The 25475-nt window shown below is 59.8% G+C and carries 21 protein-coding genes, 5 pseudogenes and 1 riboswitch; of the genes and pseudogenes, 12 read left to right on the top strand and 14 right to left on the bottom strand.

Going from position 1 to position 25475, the window contains the following annotated elements:
• Positions 1-159: 159 nt before the first annotated feature.
• Both JCM25414_RS15445 and JCM25414_RS23930 read left to right on the top strand, forming a co-directional pair.
• Positions 160-2730, top strand: a complete 2571-nt coding sequence (locus JCM25414_RS15445) for a TonB-dependent receptor plug domain-containing protein (RefSeq protein WP_242403192.1) — start codon at positions 160-162, stop codon at positions 2728-2730.
• Positions 2727-3395 (top strand): TonB-dependent receptor domain-containing protein, encoded by a 669-nt coding sequence (locus JCM25414_RS23930; RefSeq protein WP_051535578.1) that lies wholly within the window; start codon positions 2727-2729, stop codon positions 3393-3395. Before JCM25414_RS15445 ends, JCM25414_RS23930 begins: the two co-directional genes overlap by 4 nt.
• A 45-nt stretch (positions 3396-3440) precedes the next feature.
• On the opposite strand, the pseudogene JCM25414_RS15440 reads toward JCM25414_RS23930, so the two are convergent.
• A pseudogene (locus JCM25414_RS15440) lies at positions 3441-4420 on the bottom strand (HoxN/HupN/NixA family nickel/cobalt transporter).
• A 155-nt stretch (positions 4421-4575) separates the two neighbouring features.
• Positions 4576-4787: riboswitch (cobalamin riboswitch) on the bottom strand.
• A 198-nt stretch (positions 4788-4985) separates the two neighbouring features.
• Here JCM25414_RS15440 and JCM25414_RS15435 point away from each other — a divergent pair.
• Both JCM25414_RS15435 and JCM25414_RS15430 read left to right on the top strand, forming a co-directional pair.
• Positions 4986-6355 (top strand): annotated as a pseudogene (locus tag JCM25414_RS15435) (NAD-dependent succinate-semialdehyde dehydrogenase).
• A 131-nt stretch (positions 6356-6486) separates the two neighbouring features.
• Positions 6487-7348 (top strand): annotated as a pseudogene (locus JCM25414_RS15430) (SDR family oxidoreductase).
• Between the two features lie 122 nt (positions 7349-7470).
• Here the strand turns inward: JCM25414_RS15430 and JCM25414_RS00430 are convergent.
• Entirely contained in the window at positions 7471-9561 is a 2091-nt protein-coding gene (locus JCM25414_RS00430; protein ID WP_025840365.1) for a S46 family peptidase, read from the bottom strand.
• A 671-nt stretch (positions 9562-10232) separates the two neighbouring features.
• Here JCM25414_RS00430 and JCM25414_RS27075 point away from each other — a divergent pair.
• The 5 genes from JCM25414_RS27075 (at position 10233) to JCM25414_RS00420 (ending at position 13318) form a co-directional block, all read left to right on the top strand.
• Positions 10233-10475, top strand: coding sequence for a hypothetical protein (locus JCM25414_RS27075; RefSeq protein WP_035442364.1), 243 nt, complete (start codon positions 10233-10235; stop codon positions 10473-10475).
• Positions 10466-11104, top strand: coding sequence for a TonB-dependent receptor plug domain-containing protein (locus JCM25414_RS27070; protein ID WP_242403191.1), 639 nt, complete (start codon positions 10466-10468; stop codon positions 11102-11104). The genes JCM25414_RS27075 and JCM25414_RS27070 overlap by 10 nt, the downstream gene beginning before the upstream one ends.
• Positions 11050-11214: a hypothetical protein gene (locus JCM25414_RS27065; RefSeq protein WP_242403190.1), complete on the top strand. Its 165-nt coding sequence runs from the start codon at positions 11050-11052 to the stop codon at positions 11212-11214. Before JCM25414_RS27070 ends, JCM25414_RS27065 begins: the two co-directional genes overlap by 55 nt.
• Positions 11211-12767, top strand: a complete 1557-nt coding sequence (locus JCM25414_RS27060) for a TonB-dependent receptor plug domain-containing protein (protein WP_242403189.1) — start codon at positions 11211-11213, stop codon at positions 12765-12767. Before JCM25414_RS27065 ends, JCM25414_RS27060 begins: the two co-directional genes overlap by 4 nt.
• Positions 12768-12934: 167 nt before the next feature.
• Positions 12935-13318: a VOC family protein gene (locus JCM25414_RS00420; protein ID WP_025840364.1), complete on the top strand. Its 384-nt coding sequence runs from the start codon at positions 12935-12937 to the stop codon at positions 13316-13318.
• Here the strand turns inward: JCM25414_RS00420 and JCM25414_RS15415 are convergent.
• The 4 genes and pseudogenes from JCM25414_RS15415 to JCM25414_RS00400 all read right to left on the bottom strand — a co-directional run bounded on the left by JCM25414_RS15415 (position 13306) and on the right by JCM25414_RS00400 (position 18616).
• Positions 13306-16413 (bottom strand): annotated as a pseudogene (locus tag JCM25414_RS15415) (efflux RND transporter permease subunit). The gene JCM25414_RS00420 and the pseudogene JCM25414_RS15415 overlap by 13 nt on opposite strands.
• A complete protein-coding gene (locus JCM25414_RS00410) occupies positions 16406-17578 on the bottom strand; it encodes an efflux RND transporter periplasmic adaptor subunit (protein WP_025840363.1) in 1173 nt (390 codons plus the stop codon). Before JCM25414_RS00410 ends, JCM25414_RS15415 begins: the two are co-directional and overlap by 8 nt.
• 14 nt (positions 17579-17592) lie before the next feature.
• On the bottom strand, positions 17593-17859 hold the full coding sequence (locus tag JCM25414_RS00405) for a metal-sensing transcriptional repressor (RefSeq protein ID WP_025840362.1): 267 nt from the start codon (positions 17857-17859) through the stop codon (positions 17593-17595).
• A 55-nt stretch (positions 17860-17914) separates the two neighbouring features.
• Positions 17915-18616: a pirin family protein gene (locus tag JCM25414_RS00400; protein WP_025840361.1), complete on the bottom strand. Its 702-nt coding sequence runs from the start codon at positions 18614-18616 to the stop codon at positions 17915-17917.
• 92 nt (positions 18617-18708) lie between these two features.
• On the opposite strand from JCM25414_RS00400, the gene JCM25414_RS00395 reads away from it, so the two are divergent.
• On the top strand, positions 18709-19629 hold the full coding sequence (locus JCM25414_RS00395) for a LysR family transcriptional regulator (RefSeq protein WP_035442417.1): 921 nt from the start codon (positions 18709-18711) through the stop codon (positions 19627-19629).
• An 86-nt stretch (positions 19630-19715) separates the two neighbouring features.
• Complete coding sequence (locus JCM25414_RS00390; protein WP_025840359.1) at positions 19716-20114, top strand: helix-turn-helix domain-containing protein; 399 nt, start codon at positions 19716-19718, stop codon at positions 20112-20114.
• 110 nt (positions 20115-20224) lie between these two features.
• On the opposite strand, the gene cobM is transcribed toward JCM25414_RS00390, so the two are convergent.
• From cobM to JCM25414_RS26230, 5 genes are read right to left on the bottom strand one after another with little or no spacing between them, the layout of a single operon-like run.
• Positions 20225-21007 (bottom strand): precorrin-4 C(11)-methyltransferase, encoded by a 783-nt coding sequence (gene cobM, locus JCM25414_RS00385; RefSeq protein WP_025840358.1) that lies wholly within the window; start codon positions 21005-21007, stop codon positions 20225-20227.
• The gene (locus JCM25414_RS00380; RefSeq protein WP_025840357.1) at positions 21004-21387 is read right to left on the bottom strand and encodes a cobalamin biosynthesis protein; all 384 of its coding nucleotides are present in this window, start codon (positions 21385-21387) and stop codon (positions 21004-21006) included. Before JCM25414_RS00380 ends, cobM begins: the two co-directional genes overlap by 4 nt.
• Positions 21384-22160 carry a precorrin-6Y C5,15-methyltransferase (decarboxylating) subunit CbiT gene (gene cbiT / locus JCM25414_RS26240; RefSeq protein ID WP_369345941.1) on the bottom strand — a complete coding sequence of 259 codons (777 nt, stop codon included), beginning with the start codon at positions 22158-22160 and terminating at the stop codon, positions 21384-21386. Before cbiT ends, JCM25414_RS00380 begins: the two co-directional genes overlap by 4 nt.
• Positions 22109-22411, bottom strand: a complete 303-nt coding sequence (locus JCM25414_RS26235; RefSeq protein WP_369345940.1) for an SAM-dependent methyltransferase — start codon at positions 22409-22411, stop codon at positions 22109-22111. The genes cbiT and JCM25414_RS26235 overlap by 52 nt, the downstream gene beginning before the upstream one ends.
• 56 nt (positions 22412-22467) lie before the next feature.
• Positions 22468-22617, bottom strand: a complete 150-nt coding sequence (locus tag JCM25414_RS26230) for a hypothetical protein (RefSeq protein WP_369345938.1) — start codon at positions 22615-22617, stop codon at positions 22468-22470.
• A 3-nt stretch (positions 22618-22620) separates the two neighbouring features.
• On the opposite strand from JCM25414_RS26230, the gene JCM25414_RS00370 reads away from it, so the two are divergent.
• A complete protein-coding gene (locus tag JCM25414_RS00370) occupies positions 22621-23376 on the top strand; it encodes a cobalt-precorrin-6A reductase (RefSeq protein ID WP_025840356.1) in 756 nt (251 codons plus the stop codon).
• On the opposite strand, the gene cobJ is transcribed toward JCM25414_RS00370, so the two are convergent.
• The 3 genes and pseudogenes from cobJ to JCM25414_RS00355 all read right to left on the bottom strand — a co-directional run bounded on the left by cobJ (position 23352) and on the right by JCM25414_RS00355 (position 25462).
• Complete coding sequence (gene cobJ, locus JCM25414_RS00365; RefSeq protein WP_025840355.1) at positions 23352-24113, bottom strand: precorrin-3B C(17)-methyltransferase; 762 nt, start codon at positions 24111-24113, stop codon at positions 23352-23354. The two genes, JCM25414_RS00370 and cobJ, sit on opposite strands and share 25 nt — an antisense overlap.
• Positions 24110-24830: pseudogene (locus JCM25414_RS15405) on the bottom strand (precorrin-2 C(20)-methyltransferase). Before JCM25414_RS15405 ends, cobJ begins: the two are co-directional and overlap by 4 nt.
• Positions 24827-25462, bottom strand: a complete 636-nt coding sequence (locus JCM25414_RS00355) for a precorrin-8X methylmutase (RefSeq protein WP_025840354.1) — start codon at positions 25460-25462, stop codon at positions 24827-24829. Before JCM25414_RS00355 ends, JCM25414_RS15405 begins: the two are co-directional and overlap by 4 nt.
• Positions 25463-25475: the final 13 nt, after the last annotated feature.

The raw sequence follows: 25475 nt of genomic DNA, 5'->3' as shown, positions 1-25475 counted from the left end.
AGTGCGACCTGTACTGCAGCCAAATTACGCTAAACCGTGATGATTATACAACATGGTCAGGCATTTCATCGAACAAGGTAAGAGACTGGTTTTGCTGCACCAGCAATAGGCCATAGGTAACGAACTCCAAATCACAGAGCGAGCGATAAGGCCAAATCGATGACCCTTCCCGGACCAATGGCAATTCTGGGTATTCATCGCAGAAAAACCTTCACGCTGGCTGTCGCTGCTCTGATCAGCAGCACGTCGCTTTGTTCGGTCGCTTTAGCCAATACCAAACTGAAACAACGCCCGGTCGCGGCCAAAAGAAACGGTTCCAATACCGCGAAACCCGGAACTGCCTCGACGCAGCGAAACATCAAAGCCAATACTCTTGCGAAGGCCGTCACCGCTCCTGCCCCCACAACCGAAACGCTCTATGTCACCGGCACGAGACTCAGCCAGTCGCGTCTGACAAATGTCATGGCAGGCACCACATTGAGCGGCGAACAGCTGCAACGACGTGGCTATCTCGATCTGGGTCTGGCGCTTCTGCGTGAAAATCCGGCGGTCAGTGTCGGCGATAATTCCCCGATTGGCACACAGAGCAGTTTCGGTGCCGGACAGTCTTTCGTCAGCCTGCTCAATCTCGGCTCGCAACGCACCCTGACCCTGGTGGATGGCATGCGCATGGGCGGCGGCGCCACGGCCTCGATCTATGGAGTCGGGCCAGGTTCCGAAGTCGATATCAGCGCTCTGCCGACTTCATTGATCAAGACCATCGACACACGTCTCGGTGGGGCTGGCGCCGCTTATGGCGCCGACGCCGTAGCGGGCGTGATCAATTACGAACTCGATGATCGTTACAAGGGCGTCTCGCTTGACGCACAGGGCGACTGGTCTCAGAAACTCGATAATGCCGCCGAGAAAATTGCCTTCAAGGCGGGTACCGGCTTCGATCACGATCGCGGCGGCCTAGTGTTCGACGTCGAATATCGCAATCAGGCGGGGATGCTCGCCAGCGACCGACCCAGCAGTTTCGGCGAGAACGCCGTTATCTATCATCGTGCCGCTCTCGGGCAGAACGCGCCCTATGATTTTGTATTGGGTTCGGGCACGCGTTACATTCAGAGTTCCCTGACCGGCATGCCGACACTGACCGGCGTTTACGGCGACCTCCCGGTTTATGGAGGTGTCTATGGTTCAGCCTATGCCGGGTTAGCCAATGCTGGCATCGCCGATGCCAATGGCGTCCCCCTCGTCTTCAGCCAGAACGGCCAGGCGCTTGTGCCCTTCAACAGCGGCACTCTGCTCAAGGGCGATAACGCTCTGGGTATCGGCGGAGACGGGTTAGCCCTGCGCAATTACATCCAGATGCGCACGCCAACGGACAAGCTCAATCTCACCCTGCTCGGCCATTACGATTTCACCGAGCATCTCCACGCCACCTGGCAGGGCTGGTACGCCAGAGGCAGCTCTGAAAATCAGGTCAATAACGGGACCTTCAGCAGCGCCGTCTTCAATGACGCGCTTACCCCCAATACAGACGGTTCACGTAGCAGCAGCTATTTTACTGAAGGCGTCACAAACGGCCCGCTCGCACTCAGCACCGACAATCCCTATCTCACCAGCGCCGAAAGCAGCACGATCAAGAGCGCGCTTGCAGCCAATGGCCTGCCGACCGATCAGTTCTATCTGAACCGCCTCAATCAGGATCTCGATACCGGCTATTTCCGCACCACCTTGCAGATGTTCCGCTTTCAGGGCGGCCTGCACGGCGATTTCAAGGCAGCGAACCGCCAGTTCAACTGGAAGATCCGTGGCGAATATACGCGCTATACCAATGTCACGACACAGCCCTCTCTGGTCGTGCCCAATCTGGTCAATGCGCTGAACGCCGTGCGTGCAGCCGATGGAACGATCGAATGCGCCCCCGGCTACGAAAATGCCCCCATAGCCACGCGCAGCGCTGTCTGTGCACCGCTGGACCCTTTCGGCTATAACCAGATGACACAGGCCGCACGCGACTATGTGACAGCTATCGAACGCACGACAAATCGTAATACGCAGCGCGATCTGCTGGCAGAGATCAGCTCCACCGTTTTCCGGCTACCCGCAGGGGATATACGCTGGGATCTTGGCTACGAACACCGCCGTGAAGCCTATCATTTCAACCCCGGCGCCTATCTGAGCGGGTGGGAGCAGCCGGATGGCACCGTGCTTCAATACGGCAATGACGCCGTCATTCCCTCGACGGGCGGCGCCTATCACACCCACGAAGCGTTTGGTGAACTCGATATCCCGCTGGTCTCGCCCGGCATGCAGGTACCCGGCGCCTATCATTTGTCTCTGACAGCAAACGGTCGCCTTACCTATAACAGCATTACCGGCGCTTACTGGACGTATATGGTCGGTGCCTCATGGTGGCCCATGCGCGATTTCGGACTGAGCGGCAATTACGCCGTTTCGGTTCGCAACCCTTCTGTCGGCGAACTCTATTCGCCACGCGCGACCGACTATGAAAGCGGCGTCGATCCCTGCTCGGATGTCGGTCTTACTTCCGGCCCTAATCCGGCTTTGCGCATGGCAAACTGCGCCAAGGCGGGACTGGCACAACCTTTCACCTCCAATTTCAATTCCTATTCCGTGCCCGGCACAGCAGGCGGCAATGCGCATCTGCGTAATGAACGGTCGAAGAGCTACACAGGCAGTCTCGAATTCAGACCCCATTTTTCAGGGGTTTCGATATGAAGGCGTCTTTCGTCGATGTAAAAATCGCCGATGCCATCACCTATCTGAGCGCCAGCAACCTGCTTGATGCCTGCTATGACTCAGCGAGCTATCCCAATAACGCGTTTTGTTCGACCTTTACCCGCGACAGCTCGGGACAGATCAGTTCGTTCGAGGCGGGCTATTATAATATTGCCAGCTATGAAACGCAGGCCTTGCAGACAACTCTCGCCTATGTCCTGCCGCTAAAAAGGCTCGGCCTGCCGGAGGAAGCTGGTATAATCGATCTGCAAGGCAATTACGTTCATTATCTGAAAAGCCAGCAGAATTATCTCGGCAGCACCTATGCTCTGGTCGGCAATACCAGTTCGCCCAAAGATAATTTCACGCTCAACACCAACTGGCAGCGTGGCGCGTTCAGCGCGCAGTGGCAGACAATGTGGTACGGGCCGAGCCTCTTCATGCTACAGGTGCCCTCAACGCGTTATGAGGCCAACAGGCGTCCCGCTTTCGCGCAGTTCAATCTTTCGCTTGGCTACGCGGTCACGAAAAATCTTTCCACGAGCTTCGTGATCAATAATATCACCGACGCCCTGCCGAAAGACGCCGGAATCTATAACCTCACCCGTTATTACGAGGCCCTGATCGGTCGCAGCTTCCAAATGCGCATCGGCGCCAGCTTCTGAAGCCCAGCAACACGCTCACTCAGGATTGGGGGCGACACCCGGAGTTCACCCCCGGCGGCGTCTGTCGACGCGGTAGAAAACAAGCGACAGCATCCAGGCCAGAACGAAGAGGCCGATCACGATGAAACCGATCTGGTTGAAGCTGTCACTCACCAGCGAAACGAGCTGCCAGAACCGGCCCTCGAAACCGATCTTGTCACCCAGCAACTTCAATGTCTCGATACTGCCGATCCCGATTGCCACAATGACCGAAATCAGGGTGATGATGATATTATAGCGCAGCTTGCGTAATGGATCGACGAAGGCCCAGCGATAAGCACCCAGCATCAGCACGCCATCGGCCGTATCGATCAAGGCCATACCGGCAGCGAAGAGTGCCGGAAAGATCATGATTGTCGCGATCGACACCCCATGGCTGGCCTGAGAGGCAGACAGCCCGAGCAACGACACCTCTGTCGCCGTATCGAAGCCCAGCCCGAACAGAAACCCGAGCAGCACCATATGCCAGCTTTTCGACACCAGTCTGAAAAGTGGCGTGAGCAACCGAGCCAGTACACCCCCTTTGGCCAGCAGCGCGTCGATATCGATCTCCTCGACCGCGCCTCCGGCCTTCACATGGCGCCAGGCACGCCAGGCCCCGCGCAGGACGATAAAATTCGTGATCGCCAGCGCAAATAAGAAGCCTGCCGAAATCAGCGTGCCGGTCACACTGCCGATATCACGCCAGGCGCCAAAGCGGTCCTGCATGGCCTGAGACAGCAGCGCCGTACCCAACGCCGCCAACACAACGATAAGAGAATGGCCTATCGCAAACCAGAACCCCGTCAGAAGCGGCTGAGACCCATCTGGATAAATTTGCGCGTCACGTTATCGATCGAGGCGATATGATCGGCATCGACCGCATGACGCAGCCCGAAGCCATAAGCCAGCAGCGCATTGCCAAGCAGAAGCGGCCTGTCGCGCAGCAGGACAAAGCTCCAGACCCAGAGCGCAAGATTGGCCAGTATCAGACACAAACCAAGCATGGAAATACGCAGACGAAGGCTTTTCTCCGGGGTGCCCGCATCAATCGGTGCCTTTGTCATGACCGGGCCTCTCTTCGGCGGAATTGTGATGGACGGCTGACTGTCTGATCGATCAAAACCCTGTCTCCGGCTGCCGGATCGACCCGCCCGGCGGCCATGGCATAAAGACGAAGGCAGGTCTCCTGGCTCGCGGGTCATCATGTCCTGCGCCTTCCCGGAGGCATGCCTCCAGTGGCTCAAGCAGGCACTCACCGCTCACAGTTGCGGGGACAGCTGCCGCCTCGAACCCGACCGATTGCCGATCTGCCAGCCCGCTCGGCATTCCCTTTTCACTCGCTCGCGCGAGACCTTCGACAAGCACGGACGTAACCACCCGAAAGCCCGAATGCCAAGCGCATTTCGCCCCACGATGTCGTAATTTTCAGGGCGCCAAAGGATGCGACGACCAGTCTGACGCGCTTTGTAGCGTTACGCGAAACGCAACCATCCTGCTGCTCGCCCTTTTCTAGATCATGCAGATCACCCGACCGAGAGGAAAGGGATCCCCCAAAAAGGAGCCATCACGATGAGCCTTTATCGGACAATCAACCCGTCAACCGGCAAGATCGAGCGCGAATTCGAGCTTCACACCAAGGCTCAGGCCTTCGAGAAACTCGAAACCGCGCATGCGCTCTACAACAGCGACTGGCGCCATCGCAGCTTCGCCGATCGTAAGGCCATTGTGCTCAAGGCGGCGCAGATCCTTGAGCAGAACAAGGAAAAATACGCGCGCCTCATCGCCATCGAAATGGGCAAGGTGCTGCCGGAATCCATCGCGGAAACCGAGCTTTCAGCGAAAATCCTGCGCTACTACGCCGAAAATGCCGAGAAATTTCTCGCCCCACGCGAGATCGCGGTGGAGAAGGGCCGCGCGACGGTTCTGAGCCAGTCTCTCGGTGTCATCTACTGCGTCGAGCCCTGGAATTTCCCGTACTATCAGCTCGCGCGTGTCGCCGGCCCCAATCTCATGGCGGGGAATGTCGTCCTTGCCAAGCACGCCCCTGGCGTGCCGCAATGCGCGCTCGCTTTCGAGGCGCTCTTCCTCGAAGCCGGGGCGCCCAAGGGTGTCTGGACCAATCTCTTCATCGATAACGACGTCTCCGAAGAGCTGATCGCCCGCCCCGAAGTGCGCGGCGTTGCCCTGACCGGCAGTGAACGCGCAGGCAGCGCGGTGGCCGCCCAGGCAGGCAAGGCGCTCAAGAAGACCACGCTCGAACTCGGTGGCTCCGATCCGTTCATCGTGCTCGAAGATGCCAATCTCGACGAGGTCATCCCCAACGCCGTTGCGGGCCGCATGTCCAATAACGGTCAGGTCTGCACCGCAGCCAAACGCATGATCGTGCACGAATCCCTTGCCGATGAGTTCGTGCGTCGCCTTTCCGACGCCATCAGTGAATTCCGCTATGGCGACCCGCTGGAACAGGGCGTGACCCACGGCCCGATGAGCAGCGAAAACGCATGAAGCTCGCTTTGAGCCAGGTCGCAAAAGCGGTCTCCAACGGCGCGAAGCTCGTCGCGGGTGGCAAGCAGCTTGATCGCGAGGGCTTCTTTATGCAAGCCGCTCTTCTGACCGGGGTGACCAAGGACAACCCGATTTTTTACGAAGAGATCTTTGGCCCCGCTGCCATCGTCTACCCCGTCGCTGATGACGACGCAGCGATCGCGCTCGCGAATGACTCGCCTTACGGTCTCGGCGGTTCGATCCACACCAGCAATGTCGAGCGCGGGCGCAAGCTTGCCGAGCGTATCGAGACCGGCATGGTGTTCATCAACGAGCCGACAGGCACCGCTCCCGAGCTGCCTTTTGGTGGCGTCAAGAACTCCGGCTATGGCCGTGAGCTTTCCTCGAACGGCATTGAGGAATTCGTCAATCACAAACTGATCCGTTCGGCCTGATCGACGCGTCGGATATCGGGGGTTCTTACCCCTGATATCCTTTGCCATGAAACTTCACCTCACGGTTTCGCGATGAACACAGGCAGGCCACGCGCCGCGTCTTTTCCTTCCCCCGCATGAAGGCATTCATCATGACGAATTTTCCCCGACCTCCTTTCGATACCCCCCTCCAGGACCGCATCCCCGGCCAGACCGAGGCCATGACGCCTCTGCCCGATCATGGTGAAAGCAGCTATGAGGCTCCGGCAGGCTTGAAGGCAAGATCGCCTCATCACGGGCGCCGATTCAGGCATTGGCCGTGCCGTAGCCATCGGTTTCGCCCGCGAAGGTGCGGATATCGCTCTCTCCTTTCTCGCCGAGGAAGAGAAGGATGCCCGGGAAACGGCAAACTGGATTGAAAAGGCCGGTCGCAAGGCGCTCCTGCTCCCCGGCGATCTTAAATCGCGCGCGATCTGCAAATCCGTCGTCGACGACACCGTGGCCGCTTTCGGACGCATCGACGTGCTCGTCAACAACGCGGCGTTTCAGGTCGAGCGTCTCGCTCTGGAAGATATTTCCGAGGATGAGTGGGACGATACCTTCGCCACGAATATTGGGGCAACGTTCCGCCTGACACGCCACGCCGTCGCCCATATGAAGAGCGGCGCCTCGATCATCCATACCATTTCGGTCAATGCTGACAGCCCCAAACCGCGCCTTCTGGCCTATTCCGCCACCAAGGCTGCCATCCAGAATTTCAGCGGTGGTCTGGCCCAGCTTCTCGGCGAGAGGGGTATTCGCTCCAACACCGTGGCACCCGGCCCGATCTGGACCCCACTTATCCCCGCCACCATGCATGGCAATCATGTTCACGTTTTCGGTGCCGACACTCCGCTCGGCCGCCCCGGCCAGCCGGTCGAGCTGATCGCGCCCTATGTGATGCTCGCCAGCGACGAAGCCAGCTATATCTCAGGCGCCACCATCGCCGTAACAGGCGGCACGCCGGTTATCTGAGTGTTTGGGGCTCCGCCCCAAACACCGCCAAAGGGCCGTCGCCCTTTGGAAACCCTACATCGGGATGAAAGGGGCTCGCCCCTTTCCGGGGCGGGCGGGGCAGCACCCCGCAGAGAGCACGTTCAGCGATGACCGTTGATCAGCTCACCTGCCAGACCGTCTTCGTGATAGACGACCCTGAGTGCCGCGATGATAGCGCTCGTATCGGTCGCGACCGCACGGTTATTGCTGATGTCGTAATAAAGATCGCCAGCAAGGCTAGGTAGATTACCATCGAAAATCAGACCGACAGCCTTGCCTTCACGGTTGATGACCGGCGAGCCGGAATTGCCACCCACGATATCATTGGTCGAAACGAAATCGAGATGCGTTGACGGATTGACCGCGGCCTTGGCATCGAGCCAGCGCTTGGGCAGAGCGAAAGGCTCGCTGCCGGTGGCGTGACGATACATCCCGGCAAAATCAGTGAAGGGCGCTACATCGACGCCGTTCTTGCGCCAACCTTTGACCGTGCCATACGAAAGACGCGGCGAGAACGTGGCATCGGGATAAAGCGTATCGAGACGCCCTTCAGCCTTGGCTTGCGCGAAGCGGGCACGGGCGATATCGCCTTCAGCCTTGTGCAACGGCGCACCGACTTCATCACGCATACGATCGCGCAATGCAGCATAGCTGGGATAAAGCTTGCGCGTGAACACCACCAGCGGGTCGGTAGACGCATCGACCGCCTTGAGGCCGCCTTTCCACAGCGCCAGACGTGCCGCCGGGTCGCCCATTGTCGTGCTCTTGATCAGGCGGGCGGCGAGATCATCAGGGGCATCATTGCCGAGCGCCAGATGCACAAGCGCATCGTCCGCCCCGATGGTCTGACGCAGGCTCGTCAGGCGAAGCGCGAAAAGAGCCGTTTCGAGTTCCGGATAAAATGGCTCTTTCGCGCCAAGAGCGGTTTCGATTTCACCAAGCTGGGCGTCGTGAAAGCCAGCATGACGCTTGGCATCGGGCAAACCACGCTCATGGGCGCCCTCGACCAGCGCCATGACATTATCGAGCGCTCCACCGAACACCATGCCCAGAGCCAGGTTACGCGCGAAAAGATCCTTCTCGAGCGCGATGGCCTTGTCGACGGCCTTGAAGGGTTCGCCATACCTCGTCCTGCGAGCCGGATCGGCGTCAATCCATGCCTGAAGCGCGGCATCTTCTTTGGCACGGCGTGCAACGATATCGCTCGATTGCAGAGCAGACTGCGTGCCCGAAAATGACTTCAAGGCGTTCTGCACACCAAAGAGCGTGTTTTCGGCCTGCTTGGCATGCTCGGCACTTTCACGCCCGTATTGCCACAACATGCCTTCGCGCACCGAATACAGGGCGATTACGGTCGGATTGATTACGTCGCGCTGGAAAGCAAGAGCAGCGGCAGGGAGGCCGCGCTGGGTGCGTCCCGGATTGCCGGAGGTGAAAACGAGATCATCCGCCTTGGGGCCTGCGGGGTCGAATTGCAGGAAAGGTGTATGAACGGGCTTGCCGTCCTCATAAACACGCAGCATCGACAGATCGATATCATAGCGCGGATAGTCGAAATTATCGGGGTCGCCGCCGAAAAACGCGATGCCCTGCTCGGGCGCCATAACGACGCGCACATCCTTGTAGCGGCGATAGCGATAAAGCGCCGTCTGCCCACCGTGATAAAGCGAGACCATGTCGCAGCGCCAATGAGCGTCATCACCACCAACGCAGTCTTTGGTGAGTTTGCTTTCGACTTCCTGAAGGGCCGCTGCATAAGCCGCGCCCTGCTTGCCCTTGGTGGCATCGGCAACGGGGCTGGAAACATCTTTCATCGTGTCGAGACGATCGAGCTCCATGCCGGGGCACTGACGCTCATCTGCGAGGTCCTTGGTCGTGAAACCGTCGCGGAAATAATCGTGATCCTTGTCCGACAGGGCGGCCAGGCAGGAATTCGCGCAATGATGGTTGGTCATCACCAACCCGTCACCCGAGACGAAAGAAGCCGAGCAGCCTTCAGCCAGTCGTGCCGAAGACTGAACAACATGTTGAATCCAGTTGGCATCGGGGGTGAAACCATAGGATTTCTGCAAGGCCGCCTTGGGCAGATGGTCGAAGGTCCACATGCCTTCATCCGCATGGGCAGTGCTTGCAAAAGCGAAAGCACCGATAAGCGCGGAGGAAAGCAGAAGCGGGGATCGTTTGAGAGACATGGATCGGAAGCTCGCGACTGAAGGATGATATAATGTATCAATCCATATCGCGCTCAGATTTGCAACCGGGCGAAAACGCAGCAGATCGATGCCGGACCACGCTGACCGTAACGCTGAAGGCCGGGACAGAATCCGCTTCTGTGATCGGCGCAGTTTATATCGGGGACGCAACATTGCGTTTTCGCCTGTCACGACAGCGCCGGATCTCCATGACAAATTCATGACACCCTTTGGATCGGGCATGACGAGAACCTTCGTGCCCTCATCTCTGCGCGCAGGATTTCGGAAGAGTGAAGTCGTTTTTACGAAGTAGTTACATGTCGTTTCAAACATCAGGCAGATATGTAATGACAGCCGAAAATGGTTTCGAGAGAAAAATAGCCTCTCGCAAGAGAGACAAAGATTATCTTCCCACTCTTTAATCGTGAAACATGAGAGACGATTTCATTCAATTTTGGAATAACGAGAGATAAATAACGGGATTTTATCACCTCTACTCTTCGACTAATCGAGGTCGACATTCGGCTATTTTGTTGGTCCATCAACATTGGAAATATTCTATCAAAAACTAGAAATAATACGACATATTGCCATAAAAGCTTAACTTTACTCGCGCCACCCCGGTAACAATTTTGCGACCCGTTACATCCAGAGACGTGTCGGAGAGACCGGTGAAAAGACTTGCCCTGTTCCTCGTTGCAACGACTGCCTGCACGCCATTCGTGAGCCGGGGCGCCGAAGCAGCCGCCTCGCCCGAGGCGCAGGAAGTCACCCAGAAGAAAGCCGACAAGGCGACCGCACTGACGAAGAAGAACAAATTCGTCAAACCCTCTGACGACGCCGAACAGGTCGTCGTGACCGGCACGCGTGAGAGCCATGTCAAGGCGCGCCAGAGCATCAGCCCGTGGTCGTGATTTCGTCGAAGACGCTGGAGCGCTCGGGCGAGCTGAACATCGCCAATGCGCTGACACGCACCTATCCGTCCATCACCATGAGCGCACGCGGGTCGAACACGAACTCGCTGGTGTCGTCCATCCAGATGCGCGGTCTCGGCCCTAACGAAACGCTGGTTCTGGTCGATGGCAAGCGTCGCCATTCGACGGCCAATATCGTGCAGAAGCCTGGCCCTCAATTCGCGTCCTCGGGCGTCGATCTGAACATGCTCGCGGGCAATATGATCGACCATATCGAAGTGCTCGAAGATGGCGCGGCAGCCATGTATGGCTCTGACGCCATTGCAGGCGTGGTGAACATCATCACCAAGAAAAAGGACCATGGCCTGACCCTGAGCGGTCAGGGCGGCGCTAATGCCTATCTTGCAGCGGCGAGCAATATCAGCTCGATGCCGATGGCGGCTTCAAGCTGGGCAAGGATGGCTATGTCCATCTCGGCGCGCAGTTCTATCAGACACAGCATGCCATCGCCTGGGGCCCCGATCACGCCCTGCTCGGCTACTGGCCCGCAGGTGCCGATACCAAGAACTACTTTGTGGGCGTCAAGCCCGGCTCTGAAAGCTGGCGCGGCCGCAAGACCGATTATCTGAGCACGCCGAAGGAAACCCGCGAAACCTTCGCGCTCAATTTCGGCAAGCCTCTGGCGGCTGGCATCGAACTTTATGGTCAGGCAACACTCGCTATCGCCATGCCGAAATGATGGCCTATAAATATCCCTATGTCGTGCCTGCTGCCGGCATTTCGGAACTTCGCCCGATCACCGGAGATGACGAACTCGATTACGCTGCCGAACTCGGCATCAAGGGCGAAAACCTTTTCGGGTTCGACTGGAATCTTTCGACCGTCTATGGCGGCGATAATTCACGCATCAGCATTCGCGACGTGGTCAATCTGGGCGAACTCGCCCGTACCGGCTACTCACCCAGCAAGTTCTGGGACTACACCCAGAAGAACACGCAATGGACGAACAATCTCGATCTGCGTCGCGGTTTCAAGGTCTGGTCCATGCCCGTCAGCCTTGCCTTTGGTGGCGAGCATCGTCTGGACTCCTATCAGATCATCTCCGGCAATCCTGAATCCTATCTCGATGGCGGCCCGGTCGAGCATGCGGGTATTCCGCCGCAATCGGCAGGCACCTGGTATCGCAACATCTATTCGGCCTATGTCGATGCGACCATCCGCCCCACCAGCAAGCTCTCGATCGACCTGGCCGGGAGGTACGAATATTATACCGACACCGACAACACACAGAACGGCAAGATTTCGGCCCGTTACGATTTCACCAATCGTTTTGCCCTGCGCGGTACCATCGCCAACGGGTTTCGTGCTCCGACGCTGCAGGAATCGCATTTCAGCCGTCTGAACATCTTTGCCGGCACGGGCAGTGTCGGCGGCCAGTTGCCGGTTGAATCCGCTGCTGCCCGCTCTCTGGGGGCCTCGGGCCTGAAGCCGGAACGTTCGGTCAATGCCAGCGCAGGCTTCACCATGGAGCCGGTGCGCGGCCTGCATGTCGAGACCGATGTCTATCAGATCAATCTGCGCGACCGCATCGTTCAGGGCGGCACGGTCCGTGGGGCCCAGGCGCTCGACGCGATCCGCTCTTTCGGCTTCGATGTCTCGCCCACCGCGACCAATGCGGCGGCCTCTTCGGCCTACTTCCTGTCAAACGGGGCCAGCACCCGCACACAGGGTCTGGATATCAAGGCCGATTACCTCGTGCATCTGCATGAATACGGCAATGTCGCACTCATGGCGGCATTCAACCTCAACCGCACCCGCCTGCATCACAACGGTATCTCGTCCATCGGCAAGCCACTGCTGAACGACCAGACGATCGGCTACATCACCACGGCGACACCGCGCAGCAAGATCATTCTCGATGCGCTGTGGACAATCGGCAAGTGGGATGTGAACATTCGCCAGAGCCGTTATGGCGAGACGACAAACATGATGACCTATCAGGACTGGACACCTGCATCGGCCACCTGCGCCAGCGGCGGCGCCCTGCGCTACTCCACCTCATGCTTCGGCCAGTTCAAGAACACACCGCGCTGGCTGACCGATCTTGAAATCGGCTACAAGATCACCTCGCGCGTTCATGCGACGATCGGCGTCAACAACGTGTTCAACGTGCGCCCCCGTCGCCTACCCGGCAATCTCGTCCCGGCTGGCGGCTCGATGTATGATCAGTTCTCCAATCAGGTGCCATTTACCGGCGGCTATTATTTCGGTCGCATCAGCGCCAGCCTGTAAACTGGTCGATCGCGTGATTTGATGAAGCCGGGAGCGGAAACGCTGCCGGCTTCATGCGTTCTTGAACCTGAGTCCATTGCGCTGTAGCGGCACAGTGGCACGTCAGCATTCCTGACACGATCCTTTGCGCCGCAAAGCGGTCTGCCCAGCTTGACAAGGAGAACTTCATGTTCAGTCACATCGTGACCGGTAGCAACGATCTGGAAGCGTCGAAGGCGTTTTACGACGCGGTTCTCGGCGTTCTGGGGTGTCCCCCCGCGAAGGTCGACCCGAAGACGGGCCGACTTCTCTATGTGCATAACGGTAGCCGCTTCGTCGTGACCAAACCCATCGATGGCGAACCTGCTGCTTGCGGCAATGGTGGCACAATCGGTTTTTCGGCCAATTCGCCAGAAGAAATCGAGGCTTGGCACAAGGCCGGTCTGACCCATGGCGGTGTCGCCATCGAAAACCCGCCCGGTCCACGCGAGACCGCTATCGGTACGCTCTATCTGGCCTATCTGCGTGACCCGTCAGGCAACAAGCTCTGCGCCATGCATCACATGGGCTGAGCAGCCTGCCCTGTTTCTGACGCCTGTGTAGGCCCGTCGTTAAAAAACCGGGCGTAGAGCAGCGGCAGAACGAGCAGCGTCAGGAGGGTTGAGGTGATCAGCCCTCCGATTACCACAGTCGCCAGAGGCCGCTCGACTTCAGCCCCGGCACTTGCCGAAAACGCCATCGGGAAAAACCCGAAACTCGCCACAGATGCCGTCGCCAGAACCGGACGGAAACGAGCCTTTGCTGCGGCAAAGGCTGCCTCGGCTGCGGCCATGCCCGCCAGTCGGAAATCGCGTATCTGGCTGACCAGCACCACGCCATTGAGAATGGCCACGCCGAACAGGGCGATAAAACCGATCCCCGCTGCAATACTGAAAGGCAGCCCCCGTATCGCAAGCATATATGCCACCAGTGGCCGCAATCGGCAGGTTGATGAATACCAGAAGGGCGGCGCGCGGCGTACCCAGAGCCAAAATCAGGAACACGAAAATCAACACGAGCGCGATGGGCACCACCATGCTCAGACGCTTCACAGCTGAATCGAGATTGCGGAACTGCCCGGACCAGCTCAGGCGGTACCCGGCTGGCATAACCAGTGCCCTAGCGACTTTTGCCTGAGCCTCACTGACGAACGATTTGACGTCGCGACCGCGCACATTGGCCTGCACAACAACGCGTCTGTGCAGCCAGTCCCGGTCGATACGGGCGTTACCCTGCTCTATCGCCATCCGGGTGACGTCCTTGAGCAGCACCCAGCCGCGCCCGTCTTCACGCCGCACCTGCAAACCGCCGATACGCTCGGGAGAGGCCGTCGCGCCCTCACGATAGCGAATCTGGGTCGGAACCAGCGCATTATCCAGAATCACCGGGCGGCCGATATGCCCACCGATGGCTTCGATCGTCGCCAGAATTTCCGGTATCGCGACGCCCAGACGGGCCGCAGCATCGCGATTGACGTCGATATGCAGATAAGGCACCGAGCCCTCGCCCTGCTGTGCCACGTCCGCCGCACCGGGGATTGAGGCGACCGTCGCAACGAGCCTGCCTGCCAGTCGGTTGAGCATCGTGAGGTCGTCGCCGTATATCGAGATCGCAATCTGGCTGCGCACGCCCGACAGCATGTCGTCCATCCGCATTTCGATCGGCTGCGTCCAGGAATAGGACGCGTCAGGCAGATCATGAGACAACTTCGCGCTCATGGCCCCGATCAGTTTCGCCTGTGTCATTCCGGCGCGCCACGCACTGCGCGGTTTGAGAAAAATGAAACTGTCGGTTTCGTTCGTCCCCATCGGATCGGTTGGAATGGCAGAGGTGCCGGTATTGCTGACCACCGTTTCGACCTCGGGGAAGCCACTCAGGATCTGCTCTTGCTGCGTCACCGAATGAAGCACGGTGGGCAGGGACGCACTCGGCAGTCGCATGGAGGTGACAACCAGCGCACCCTCTTCGAGCTGCGGCACGAATTCGCCGCCCAGGCGCGATGCAAGCAGCAGCGCCAGAACGAAGACCGTGCCTGTGGTGAGAAACACGATTTTCGCATGAGTGGCACACCATGAGAGTGCAGGCTCGTAAACCCCGCGCAGCCTCACGACGAGACGCGTCTCGCGGTCCTGTCGGGCGCGGCGCAACGCAAGAGACGAGAGAACCGGTACCACAACGAAGCAATAGACGAGTGACGTCAGCAGCCCCATGATGATGGTCTGGGCCATCGGACGAAACATCCGCCCCTCGACACCCTGAAGGGTGAGAATGGGCAGATAGACCATGATGATCACGAAAATTGCAAAGCTGACGGGGCGCAGCACGACGCGCAGCTATGCACGGCGAGGCTTTCGAGCGTCTCACCCTTATCGTTCCGGCCGCGCTCGACCATCAGATGTTCAACAACGACCAGTGATCCATCGACGATCATGCCGAAATCGATGGCCCCAAGGCTGAGCAGATTGGCCGAAATGCCGAAGAGACGCATGCCGACAAACGCCGCCACAAGCGAAACCGGAATCACCGAAATGATGACCAGAGCCGCCTGCCAGTTTCCCAGCACGAAAAACAGCGTGAGAAAAACCAGTAGCGCGCCAAGCAGCAGATTCTCCTTGATCGTATGCACGGTCTCGCCGGTCAGGGTCGCGCGACTGTAGAAGGGTTCGAGTGTCACACCCGGCGGCAGGGAGTGGCGGATATCGGGCAGCGCCCGGTTGATGGCATCGAGCGTGGCATTCGAGCTGGCACCTTTCTGCATCAGCACCACACCATTGACGATCTCGCCCTTGCCATCACGCGTCACCGCGCCGAGACGCAATCTGGCGCCGAGAGAGACATGTCCCAGATCCCGCAAGCGCAGCACGACACCATTGGCCCCCATCGTGACCGGAATGGCCCCGAAATCGGCCAATGAGCCGACAAGCGCACGCCCGACCACGATCTGCTGTTCAGCCTGCTGCGCAATCCACCCGCCCCCTGAAGAGGCGTTATTACTCTCTATCGCTGCGTAGATACGCCCCATGGGAATGTCATGAGCGCGCATACGGGCTGGATCGAGAGTAAGCGTATAGGTCTCTTCGGCACCACCATTGACGTTGACCTCTGCCACACCCGGTACAAGGCGCAGTTGCGGGGCGACCGACCAGGTCATGAGCCGGTTCAGCGCCAGCGGGGAGAAACGCTTATCTCCCTTGATCTGGATCTGCATGATCTCGCCCATGCCGGTGGCGAGCGGCCCCATGGAAAGGCTGACGGGCACGGCAATGCTCTCACGCGCCTTTTGCAGCCGCTCATTCACCCGTGCCCGATCCAGATCGAGATCGGAATGCTCGTCGAATTGCAGATAGACGACAGAAACCCCGGTACGCGATACAGAGCGCAGATCGACAAGAGCGGGCAATCCGGTCAGGCTGGCCTCAAGCGGAAAGGTGATCTGCTTTTCGACCTCTTCAGTGGCGAGCCCAGGCGCCGTGACCGAAACCAGAACCTGTTGCGGTGAAATATCGGGTACAGGCTCGACCGGCAGACCGGGCACGACGAAAAGCCCCGCCAGAACGAGCAGCGCGCACAGCGCCAGAACCGCCAGTTTATTGGCTTGCAGGAAATGCCACATGGCCCGGTCAGTCATCCGCCATGGAAGAGAGCAGCGCCATGGATTTCAGCGTGAAGCTGCCCTCGCCCACAATCTGTTCGCCCTCATGCACGGACCCGGTAATCAGGGCGCTTTCTTCATTCTGCTCGACGATCTGCACCTCGACCGGCATGAAATGCGTTGCGTCGCGACGCAGAAAAACCACATCACGCCCGTCGATCTCCTGCAACGCCGCTTTGGGCACGATCAGACCCTTGCTGCCTGCCCCACTCTGGAAGAGCGCATCGAGCATCATGCCCGGTCTGATAAAACCGGGCGGATGGTCAAGGGCACAGACCACGCGCACAAGGCCGGTCGACGGATCGGCCAGACCGGCAATCGTCTCTATTTCAGCCTTGAAAGGGAGGGATTTCTCCTGCCCGGCAAGATGAAACACTGCCCCGCCTCCGATGGCGAGCTGGGCCGCATCTTCAGGTGAGATATCCGCCACCAGCCACAGGCGGGAAAGGTCGGCCACCGTGACCAGACTATCGCCCGCCGTGATATCGGCTGCCACGGCCGTGCGAACAGCCTGAACGACGCCGTTAACCGGGCTGATCAGGTCGGAGGCTTCGTCCTGAACGATCCGCTCCGTGACTGAAGTGAACTCTTCGGTCTGACGGTGCTCCAGCGTCGCAAGATCGGCCTGACGGGCCGTCACCAGACCGCGCTGCTGTTGCAGCACCATACGCCGCCTCTCAAGCTCGCCCGTGGAGACCGCACTTCCGGCCAGCGCCAGACCGCGCTTGTAGAGCAGACTAGCCTCGGCCTCTCCCGCACGTGCGGAGTCGAGTGCTGCAACGACCTGTTCGCGTTGCAACTGCAATTCGTGCAGTGAATGATCGGTATAGGAAATCAGCGCCTCGCCCAGCGTGACGCGCTGTCCCGGCGTCACATGCACGGCCGTGACCTTGCCGCTGCCTGCGGAATGGATATCGACCACCCGACTGGTATCGGCATCGACGCGCGCCATCGCGGCGATCTGATGAAACAGCGTTCCCTGGGTCAGGGGAACGAGCGCAACACGCTCGTTGCGCTGGGCCTCTGGCGAAAGTTCGAAGACATGATGCCACGCCTCTTCTGCCTGCGCGCACGGCATGACGAAGGCGCCCGCCAGAGACAGAGCGCCCGCCACGAGGAACAGGGAGACGGAAAGCCGCATCGCTCGCCCCCTTGTCAAAGATATTTCACGAGACGGGCGAATTCCTGCACGGCATCGTCGCGGGTGATACCGCCATCCGCCATCGCCTCGACGATGCAGTGTTCGACATGGTCGCGGATCAGGCTGCGCTTGGCATTGCGCAGCGTGTTCTCGACGGCCTGTATCTGCTGCGCGAGATCGGCGCAGCTGCGATCGGCCTCGATCATCTCGAGAATGCTTTCGAGATGACCCCGGGCCTGTTTCAGACGAAGAGAAATCTGCTTGTGCTTATGCGCGCTCATATACTCCCTATACCCTAGGGGGGAGGGTATAGGGAAGCATAATTCGCGCCCGCCATCAGCCAGCCGTCTCGACCACGACGATTTCCGACTCCTCTTCAGCCGTGATCGTCAGCGGCCCCTCATCACGAATGGCCACGCCGTCACGCGGCTTCAACGCCAGATCGCCGAGCCTAACCGCGCCCGAGGCCAGAACCGCATAGCCCGACCATCCCGGTTCGAGCGCCCAGGAGAGCGTCTCGCCGCGCCTGATCGTCGCCGCCTTGACCCGTGCCTCGGCATTGATCCTGAGCGCGTCTTCATCACCTGCCACGCCTGAGGCAAGAGTCACGAGGCGGTTGTCTCGTGCCTCGACCGGAAAGGGTCGGGTGCCCCATGAGGGTGCATGACCGCGACGGTCTGGCATGATCCAGATCTGGAACAGCGTCGTGGTCTCACTCTCCAGATTGGCCTCGCTATGCACGATGCCCGTGCCCGCGGACATGACCTGGACCTGCCCTGCCTCAGTGCGCCCTTCATTACCGAGCGAGTCCCGGTGCGAAATAGCGCCACTACGCACATAGGTGATGATCTCCATGTCGCGATGGGGATGAGAGGGAAAGCCGCTGGCGGGGGCAATCTCATCGTCGTTCCAGACCCTCAGCGCGCCCCAACCCATACGGTTGGGGTCGTGATAGCTAGAGAACGAGAAATGATGGGCTGCCTTGAGCCAGCCGTGATCGGCATGGCCGAGAGAGGCGAAGGGGCGATAATCGATCATGAGGATAATCCTTCGTTCCTTGATGCGCTCACCATAGAAAAGCAGGGCAGAGTCAAGATATAGAAATAATGGAAACAGATCGGTTCCATTTTATGACATCACGCCTGCCCGATTTCGAGGCTCTCGCCATTTTTGCCCGCATCGTCGAGCTGGGGTCGTTCAGCGCCACCGCACATGCGTTGGGCCTTTCACGCCCGACTGTTTCGAAGGCGATCACACGCCTCGAACAGGCGACGGGCACGTTCGTCTTCAACCGGACCTCACGCAAGCTGGCCCTGACCGAGACGGGGCATCGTGTTCTGGCTCATGCCATGCGCCTTCTCGGAGAGGGTGAGGCTGCAGAAGCCGAGCTGCGACGCGCTGTGCACCATCCTCATGGATTATTGCGGGTCACTGCCCCTATTTCTTTCGGACTCAGCCATGTCGCACCGCTCCTTCCGGATTTTCTGGCGCAGTTTCCCGATATTACCCTCTCGATCACCTATACGGATGAGCAGCTCGACCTGATTGAGGGCGGGTTCGATATTGCAATCAGAATTGCCTCCCACGCCCCTTCCTCTTTGCGCGGGCTTCGTCTGTGCCGCATCCCTCTGCTTCTGGTCGCCTCACCCCGATATCTGACGCAGCATGGTCGCCCGTCTCATCCGAAAGATCTCAGGCAACATGACGGGTTTTTCTATACCAGCACACAGACCGGCAGTTTTCTGCGCATGAGCTGCGAGAGCGAGGCACTTCAGGTCGAACCACCCAAGCCACGCTACAGCGCCAATAATGCCGAAGCGTTTCTTCCCGCTCTCCTGGCAGGGATCGGTATGGGCGTGTTTCCCGAGTTCATGATTGCGGCCGCCCTGAGTGACGGCAGGCTGGAACATGTACTGCCTGAATGGCGCTTTCCCGAGACCGAACTTTGCCTGCTGACGCCGCCGGGGCGCTCTCACCCGGCGCGGGTCGCGTCATTTCTTGACCTCATAGGCGGTATTTTACGCCGCAAACCCTGGAAACAATCCACCTAATTTTACCGAAAGGGGGCTGATTTTGGCCTTCAGCAAGTGCTAACCGTGTTGCTGTAAAATTTCTGAAGAATAGAGAGCAAGAAAACATGTCGGTAAATCGAAAGGGCGAAATCTCACCCAGCTTTGCTCTCACACGGCGCATCGCAATGCTTCGGAAGAGCCAAGGCCTTAGTCAGCAGCAACTTGCCGACGCTCTGGGGGTATCGCGATCGGCTGTTGCTTTTTGGGAAACAGGCCGTGTCGGTAGTTTGCGCAAATATATTCCCAAGCTCGCTGTTCTTTTCGATGTTTCGACTGAAGCCTTTCTTACAGGCATGGTCGAAGAGGATATTCCTGCCGTTCTCACCCCGGATGAAGACGATCTGCTGCGCCTGTACCGTTTTCTCGATCCCGAACTGAAACTGACTGCTCAGAAATGGATGGAGCGTCAGGTTCACAAGCAATCGACAGCCCGTCGGAGAGAAGAAGACGACAACACGGCCTGAGCTCGCGATCCATGACTGCGTATGGCGCGGCAAGCCCAGGCGTGCCGCCCTGACCAGACAGTCGGCACGCTTTCACTACGGGCTCACGTCATGACACGCGCCACGTCCGGCTAGATGATCTCGCGCGGTGGGGTCTCATCGCGCCCGCGAAACCGCCTCTGATAATGCGCGTCATAGAGCGCGCTCTCTCTCGTCATTGCCGGGTCAAGCGCATGGCCCACCAGAATGAGGGCCGTACGTGTCTCGGGCTCGGCGGCCATGACCCCGGCAATCTCCCCGAGCGTCGCCTCAACGCAACGCTCATCCGGCCAGCTCGCACGGGCGACGATCGCAACGGGACAGGCTGAGCCGTAGAACGGCAGCAGACGCGTCACCACCTCCTCAAGCCTGTGTATGGCAAGATGGATTGCAAGAGTCGCTCGAGTCGCTGCAAAGGCCTCCAGCGTTTCGGCCTCCGGCATTGCGGAAGCCCGCCCAGAGATGCGCGTCAGCACAAGGCTTTGCACCAGCCCCGGCACCGTCAGTTCCCGCCCCAGAAGCGCAGCGGAAGCCGCATAGGCCGGCACACCCGGTGTCAGTGTGTAAGGAATGCCCTGCTTGTTCAGGCGGGCAACCTGCTCGGCGACGGCGCTGTAAACAGACAGATCGCCCGAATGCAGGCGGGCGACATCCAGACCGTCACGATGGGCCTGAACGAAAATGGCCTCGATCTCGTCCAGACAAAGCGGCGCCGTATCGATCAGTCGGGTCTGCGGCCCGCAAAAGCCCAGGACATCGGGGGGAATGATCGATCCCGCATAAAGACAGACTGGCAGACGGGCCAGAAGATCGCGCCCGCGTATGGTGATGAGATCGGCAGCACCCGGCCCGGCGCCGATGAAATGCACTGTCATGGAGAGAGCATATCGGGGGCGATCGAGGCGAAAGCGCAAGTGACCCCTTCACCGGCGATACGCGCGCCGAGAAGCTGCGCCTGCGGGCCCAGCGCGGCCAGCGCGCACCCCTCGGCGATCGATCCAAAGCCCATCGTGATGCGCGCACGTTCGGAATGGGTAAGGCAGCGCGGCTGCGCCGAGGCCAGAGCCAGAAGATCGACAATGGCAATCGGCAGGCTGAAAAGCTGGGCGACGGCCTGAACCGCCGCGTGATTCTGCCTGAATGGCGGCACCGCAAAGCTATGGGGCAGCCCCCAACGCTCGACAGCCTGCTTTACTACCGCGATCATAGCCTCTGGAGAGGCATCGAGCTTGCAGCCCAATCCCCCGATGATCATGTCTTGACAGCCTGAAACTGGGTTACTGTCATCGCGGGCCTGAATCCAAACACATTGCCTATCGGTCCTAGACGCTCTACGCCGATGCGCGATAGCGCACCCCCCCACGCTTGAAAAGCCTGGAAAAGCCTCTGCTCGCCTTCAAGCGTCACCGCATTGGCTACCAGACGCCCGCCCGGCCTTAACGCGGACCAGCCCATTTCGAGCAGCCCCGGCACGCCGACACCCCCACCGACAAACACGGCATCAGGCACCGAAAAACCGGGCAGAGCGCAGGGCAAAGCGTGCTGCTCCACGTGAAGCTCGGGCACACCCAGCGCCTCGGCGTTACGCATGATACGGGCCACACGCGTCGCATCGCGCTCGACCGCAAAAGCGCGATTGGCGGGGTGACGCAGCATCCATTCGATGCCTATCGACCCTGATCCTGCCCCCAGATCCCACAGGATCTGCCCCGGATGCGGCGCCAGCGCCGAAAGCGTCACCGCACGGATTTCCTGCTTGGTGATCTGCCCGTCATGCTCGAAAAAATCATCCGGCAGACCACTGGAGAGCGGCATCAATCGCGCCCCTGCGCCAGCCACGATCTCGACCGCCACCATATTGAGCCGGGCAACAGGCTCCGGCACTGCCTCGCAGGCGCGCAGAGCGCGCTGGCTCTCATCGGGGCCATCGAGGGCCTCAAGCAGATGGAGCCAACTCTGGCCGCACCCATGTTCGGTCAGGAAAGCCCCCACTCTGGCTGGGGTCGTCTCGTCGGCAGAAAGCAGCAACAGCCGTGCACCGGCTGAAGATGCGGCACGAGCCGCGAAAGCGGACGCCCGCATAGAGAAACGACCGTGATATCCTGTACCGACCAGCCAAGACGGGAGCAGGCGGCGGTCAGACAGGAGCGCCCCGGCAGGACACACAGCGCCTCACGACCAAAATGCGCGACAAGCTGCGTGCCTGCACCGAAAAAGAACGGATCGCCTGAGGCCAGAACCACCACCTTCCTGCCTTCATGCTTTTCAAGTGCGCGCATGGCCTGAGCATAGGGCGATGGCCATGGCTGCTGTTCGGCACGGCTTCGTCTTTCGATCAGGCCAGATGGCGCCTGCCTCCCATAATCACCTCGGCGTCAGCGATTGCCCGTTGCGCCTGTCGTGAAAGCGCCTCAAACCCGTCTTCACCTAGCCCGACGACGGTGAGCCAGGGTGTGGCGCCTGAGTGAAAAGCAAGAGAAGGCAAACGATGCAGATCCTGATCCTTGGGGGAACGAGCGAGGCACGCCAGCTTTGCCGCGCGCTGGAGTCTCGACGCAGTCATCATATCATTTTTTCACTGGCAGGGGTCACAAACTCGGCACTCCCCGTGCCCGCCGAAACGCGCATTGGCGGGTTCGGCGGCGTTGCGGGGCTGGCAGATTATCTCAGGGCCAACCGGATCGATGCGGTCATCGACGCAACCCATCCTTTCGCCGCGCAAATGAGCCGCCATGCCGTCGAAGCCACGCAGCTTTGCGCCATAAAGCTGCTGCGTCTGGCGCGACCGGCCTGGCAGGCGCCGCCGGGGGCACGATGGCACCATGTGAGCACGATCGCCCAGGTGCCAGCGGCTCTGGGAGAAATGCCGCGCCATGTTTTCCTCACAACCGGGCGCAAGGACCTCGCCCCGTTCATGATGACGCCGCACCGCTATCTCCTGCGCAGCATCGAGACACCGCATCTGCCTCTTCCTCCTCACACGACCCTGATTCTGGCGCGTGGCCCCTTCTCACTCGATGACGAGATCACTCTCATGAAGCAGCACAGGATCGATTGTCTCGTGACAAAAAATGCAGGGTCCGATGCGACAATCGCCAAGCTGGAAGCCGCACGGCTTCTCGGTCTTGAGGTGATCATGGTCGATCGCCCTGCCTTGCCGCCTGCACAGGAATGCGCAAGCGTCGAGGCCGCGCTGGACTGGGTTGAGCAGAACCCGACTCAGGGAATACGGCGCAACGTATAGAGCCACGGCGTCTGGCCCGGTCGCTCTATCTGACGCGTATGGGCACAGCCGATCAGCACCAGCGTGCTCATATCCGCGCTTTCCCCCCTCGCCTGGGCCAGTGTCGTGCTCAGCACATGCTCGGCAGGACGCCCGATCGCACGCGCAAAAACGACCGGAATATCTCCCGGCAGCACCTCGCGCAGTGCCGCAAACCCCAGATCGAGCTGCCCCGGCCGCGCAAGAGAGCGCGGGTTGTAGAGTGCGATCACAAGCCCGGCCTCTGCGGCAAGGCGCAGACGTCTGACGACAATTTCCCAGGGCTTGAGGTTGTCGGAAAGAGAAACAACGCAGAAATCGCCGCCCAGAGGCGCACCCAGACGCGCGGCGGCTGCCAGCACGGCGGTAACACCGGGAATGATTCTGATATCGATCGCACGCCAGGCTTCGGGCCCGTCAGCCAGAGCCTCGAACACGGCACTCGCCATCCCAAACACCCCGGCATCGCCACCAGACACCACGACCGGCACATGCCCCTGCATGGCAAGTTCGAGCGCATGGCGCGCCCGGCCAAGCTCTTCGCGGTTATCGGTCACATGCGCCACGGCATTACCAGCCGCTCCAAGCACGACGGCGCGTGTAACATAGAGACCATAACCAAGCAGGTCGGTCGCCTGTGCCAGCGCGTCACGCGCCTCTTGCGTGATCTGCTCTGCGGCACCTGGGCCGAGCCCCACGACGTAAAGACGCAGACTCATCGGGCGCGCTTGCGGCCAGGTACCAGCACCATCGAAAAATACGGTGCTTTTTCCGGCGCCTGATCGAGAGGTAGACAGATCTGACCGCTCTGCGTACCACGCTCGACATAGACGGCGTTTTCATGCCGTCCGCTACGTTGCAAAGCCCCGCGCACCTTGGCGAAATTACGCCCGAGCTTCATGATCACATGCGCATCGCCACGACTCAGCCAGGCCGCGAGGCTCTCTTCATCGAGCGTGGCCGGAAGCACGCTCAGCACGTCATCGCCATGCACCATGCAGATGCGCTGCCGACCAGCACCCGCTCATGCCGGAAATACCGGGCACGATCTCGCAACGATGGGCGGGACTCAAACGATCAAACAAATACATGGCCGAGCCGTAGAGAAACGGATCACCTTCGCAAAGCAGCGCGACATGACGCCCCTGCGCGAGTTCTTCTGCCAGACGCTGCGCGCAGGAATCGTAGAACGCGGCCATCTCGATGAGATAGCGCGGGTCTTCAACCGAGACGCCTGTGGTGAAGGGATAGTCAAAGCGCAGTTCCTGCGCTGTTACGGGAATATGCCCGTCTGCAATCACCCGCGCATGGCCCGCCCGACCGCAGGCAGCAAACCAGGCGACCACATCGGCCTCGCCCAGAAGCCGCACCGCCTTGAGCGTCAGGAGTTCAGGATCACCCGGCCCCATACCGAGGATTCGACAGACACCGCTCATTCCGTCTCGCTTGCCAGTGCGTTCACGCAGGCCGCCGCCATGGCGCTGCCACCAAGCCTGCCACGTACGATGACCCACGGGATCTCGCCGAACAGGGCCAACGCCTCTTTCGACTCCGCCGCGCCCACAAACCCGACCGGCATGCCGATAATGGCCGCAGGGCGCTCACCGCCATGCTGGATGAGTTCGAGGAGCCGAAAAAGAGCGGTCGGCGCATTACCGATAGCCACCAGAGCCCCATCAAGATCGTCGCCCCAGAGATCGACTGCCGCCGCCGAGCGTGTATTGCCGATAAAAGCCGCAACTTCGGGCGTACGCTTGTCGCGCAAGGTGCAGATCACCTGGTTTTCAGCAGGCAGGCGGGCCCGGGTCACACCATGGGCCACCATTTCTGAATCGCAAAGGATCGGCTTGCCTGCAAGAAGAGCCGCCCGCGCCGCAGAAACGAAATCGGGAGAAAAAGACAGAGAGCGCGTTATCTCGACCATTCCGCAGGCATGAATCACCCGCACAGCAACACGCGACTGGTCGGGCGTAAAGCCGGAGAGATCGGCCTCTGCCCTGATCGTCGCGAAGGATTGCGCGTAGATTGCAGCCCCGTCGTGAATGTAGTCGTAGCGCCCCTCGGTCATGGGTGGCTTTCTT

The organism is Asaia platycodi JCM 25414 (genome assembly GCF_000614545.1).
In the GTDB taxonomy this organism is placed as follows: Bacteria; Pseudomonadota; Alphaproteobacteria; order Acetobacterales; family Acetobacteraceae; genus Asaia; species Asaia platycodi.
This window is presented reverse-complemented; position numbering and strand designations above follow the sequence as displayed.

What these genes read in the sequence shown, in the direction of transcription:
- JCM25414_RS00370 (WP_025840356.1), top strand. Translation starts at nt 22,621, where the DNA reads ATGCAGATCCTGATCCTTGGGGGAACGAGCGAGGCACGCCAGCTTTGC.
- cobJ (WP_025840355.1), bottom strand. Translation starts at nt 24,113, where the DNA reads ATGAGTCTGCGTCTTTACGTCGTGGGGCTCGGCCCAGGTGCCGCAGAG.
- JCM25414_RS00410 (WP_025840363.1), bottom strand. Translation starts at nt 17,578, where the DNA reads ATGCGGCTTTCCGTCTCCCTGTTCCTCGTGGCGGGCGCTCTGTCTCTG.
- JCM25414_RS00390 (WP_025840359.1), top strand. Translation starts at nt 19,716, where the DNA reads ATGTCGGTAAATCGAAAGGGCGAAATCTCACCCAGCTTTGCTCTCACA.
- JCM25414_RS15445 (WP_242403192.1), top strand. Translation starts at nt 160, where the DNA reads ATGACCCTTCCCGGACCAATGGCAATTCTGGGTATTCATCGCAGAAAA.
- JCM25414_RS00380 (WP_025840357.1), bottom strand. Translation starts at nt 21,387, where the DNA reads ATGATCATCGGGGGATTGGGCTGCAAGCTCGATGCCTCTCCAGAGGCT.
- cobM (WP_025840358.1), bottom strand. Translation starts at nt 21,007, where the DNA reads ATGACAGTGCATTTCATCGGCGCCGGGCCGGGTGCTGCCGATCTCATC.
- JCM25414_RS27060 (WP_242403189.1), top strand. Translation starts at nt 11,211, where the DNA reads ATGATGGCCTATAAATATCCCTATGTCGTGCCTGCTGCCGGCATTTCG.
- JCM25414_RS00355 (WP_025840354.1), bottom strand. Translation starts at nt 25,462, where the DNA reads ATGACCGAGGGGCGCTACGACTACATTCACGACGGGGCTGCAATCTAC.
- JCM25414_RS00405 (WP_025840362.1), bottom strand. Translation starts at nt 17,859, where the DNA reads ATGAGCGCGCATAAGCACAAGCAGATTTCTCTTCGTCTGAAACAGGCC.
- JCM25414_RS23930 (WP_051535578.1), top strand. Translation starts at nt 2,727, where the DNA reads ATGAAGGCGTCTTTCGTCGATGTAAAAATCGCCGATGCCATCACCTAT.
- JCM25414_RS00395 (WP_035442417.1), top strand. Translation starts at nt 18,709, where the DNA reads ATGACATCACGCCTGCCCGATTTCGAGGCTCTCGCCATTTTTGCCCGC.
- JCM25414_RS00430 (WP_025840365.1), bottom strand. Translation starts at nt 9,561, where the DNA reads ATGTCTCTCAAACGATCCCCGCTTCTGCTTTCCTCCGCGCTTATCGGT.
- JCM25414_RS26235 (WP_369345940.1), bottom strand. Translation starts at nt 22,411, where the DNA reads ATGCGCGCACTTGAAAAGCATGAAGGCAGGAAGGTGGTGGTTCTGGCC.
- JCM25414_RS00400 (WP_025840361.1), bottom strand. Translation starts at nt 18,616, where the DNA reads ATGATCGATTATCGCCCCTTCGCCTCTCTCGGCCATGCCGATCACGGC.
- JCM25414_RS00420 (WP_025840364.1), top strand. Translation starts at nt 12,935, where the DNA reads ATGTTCAGTCACATCGTGACCGGTAGCAACGATCTGGAAGCGTCGAAG.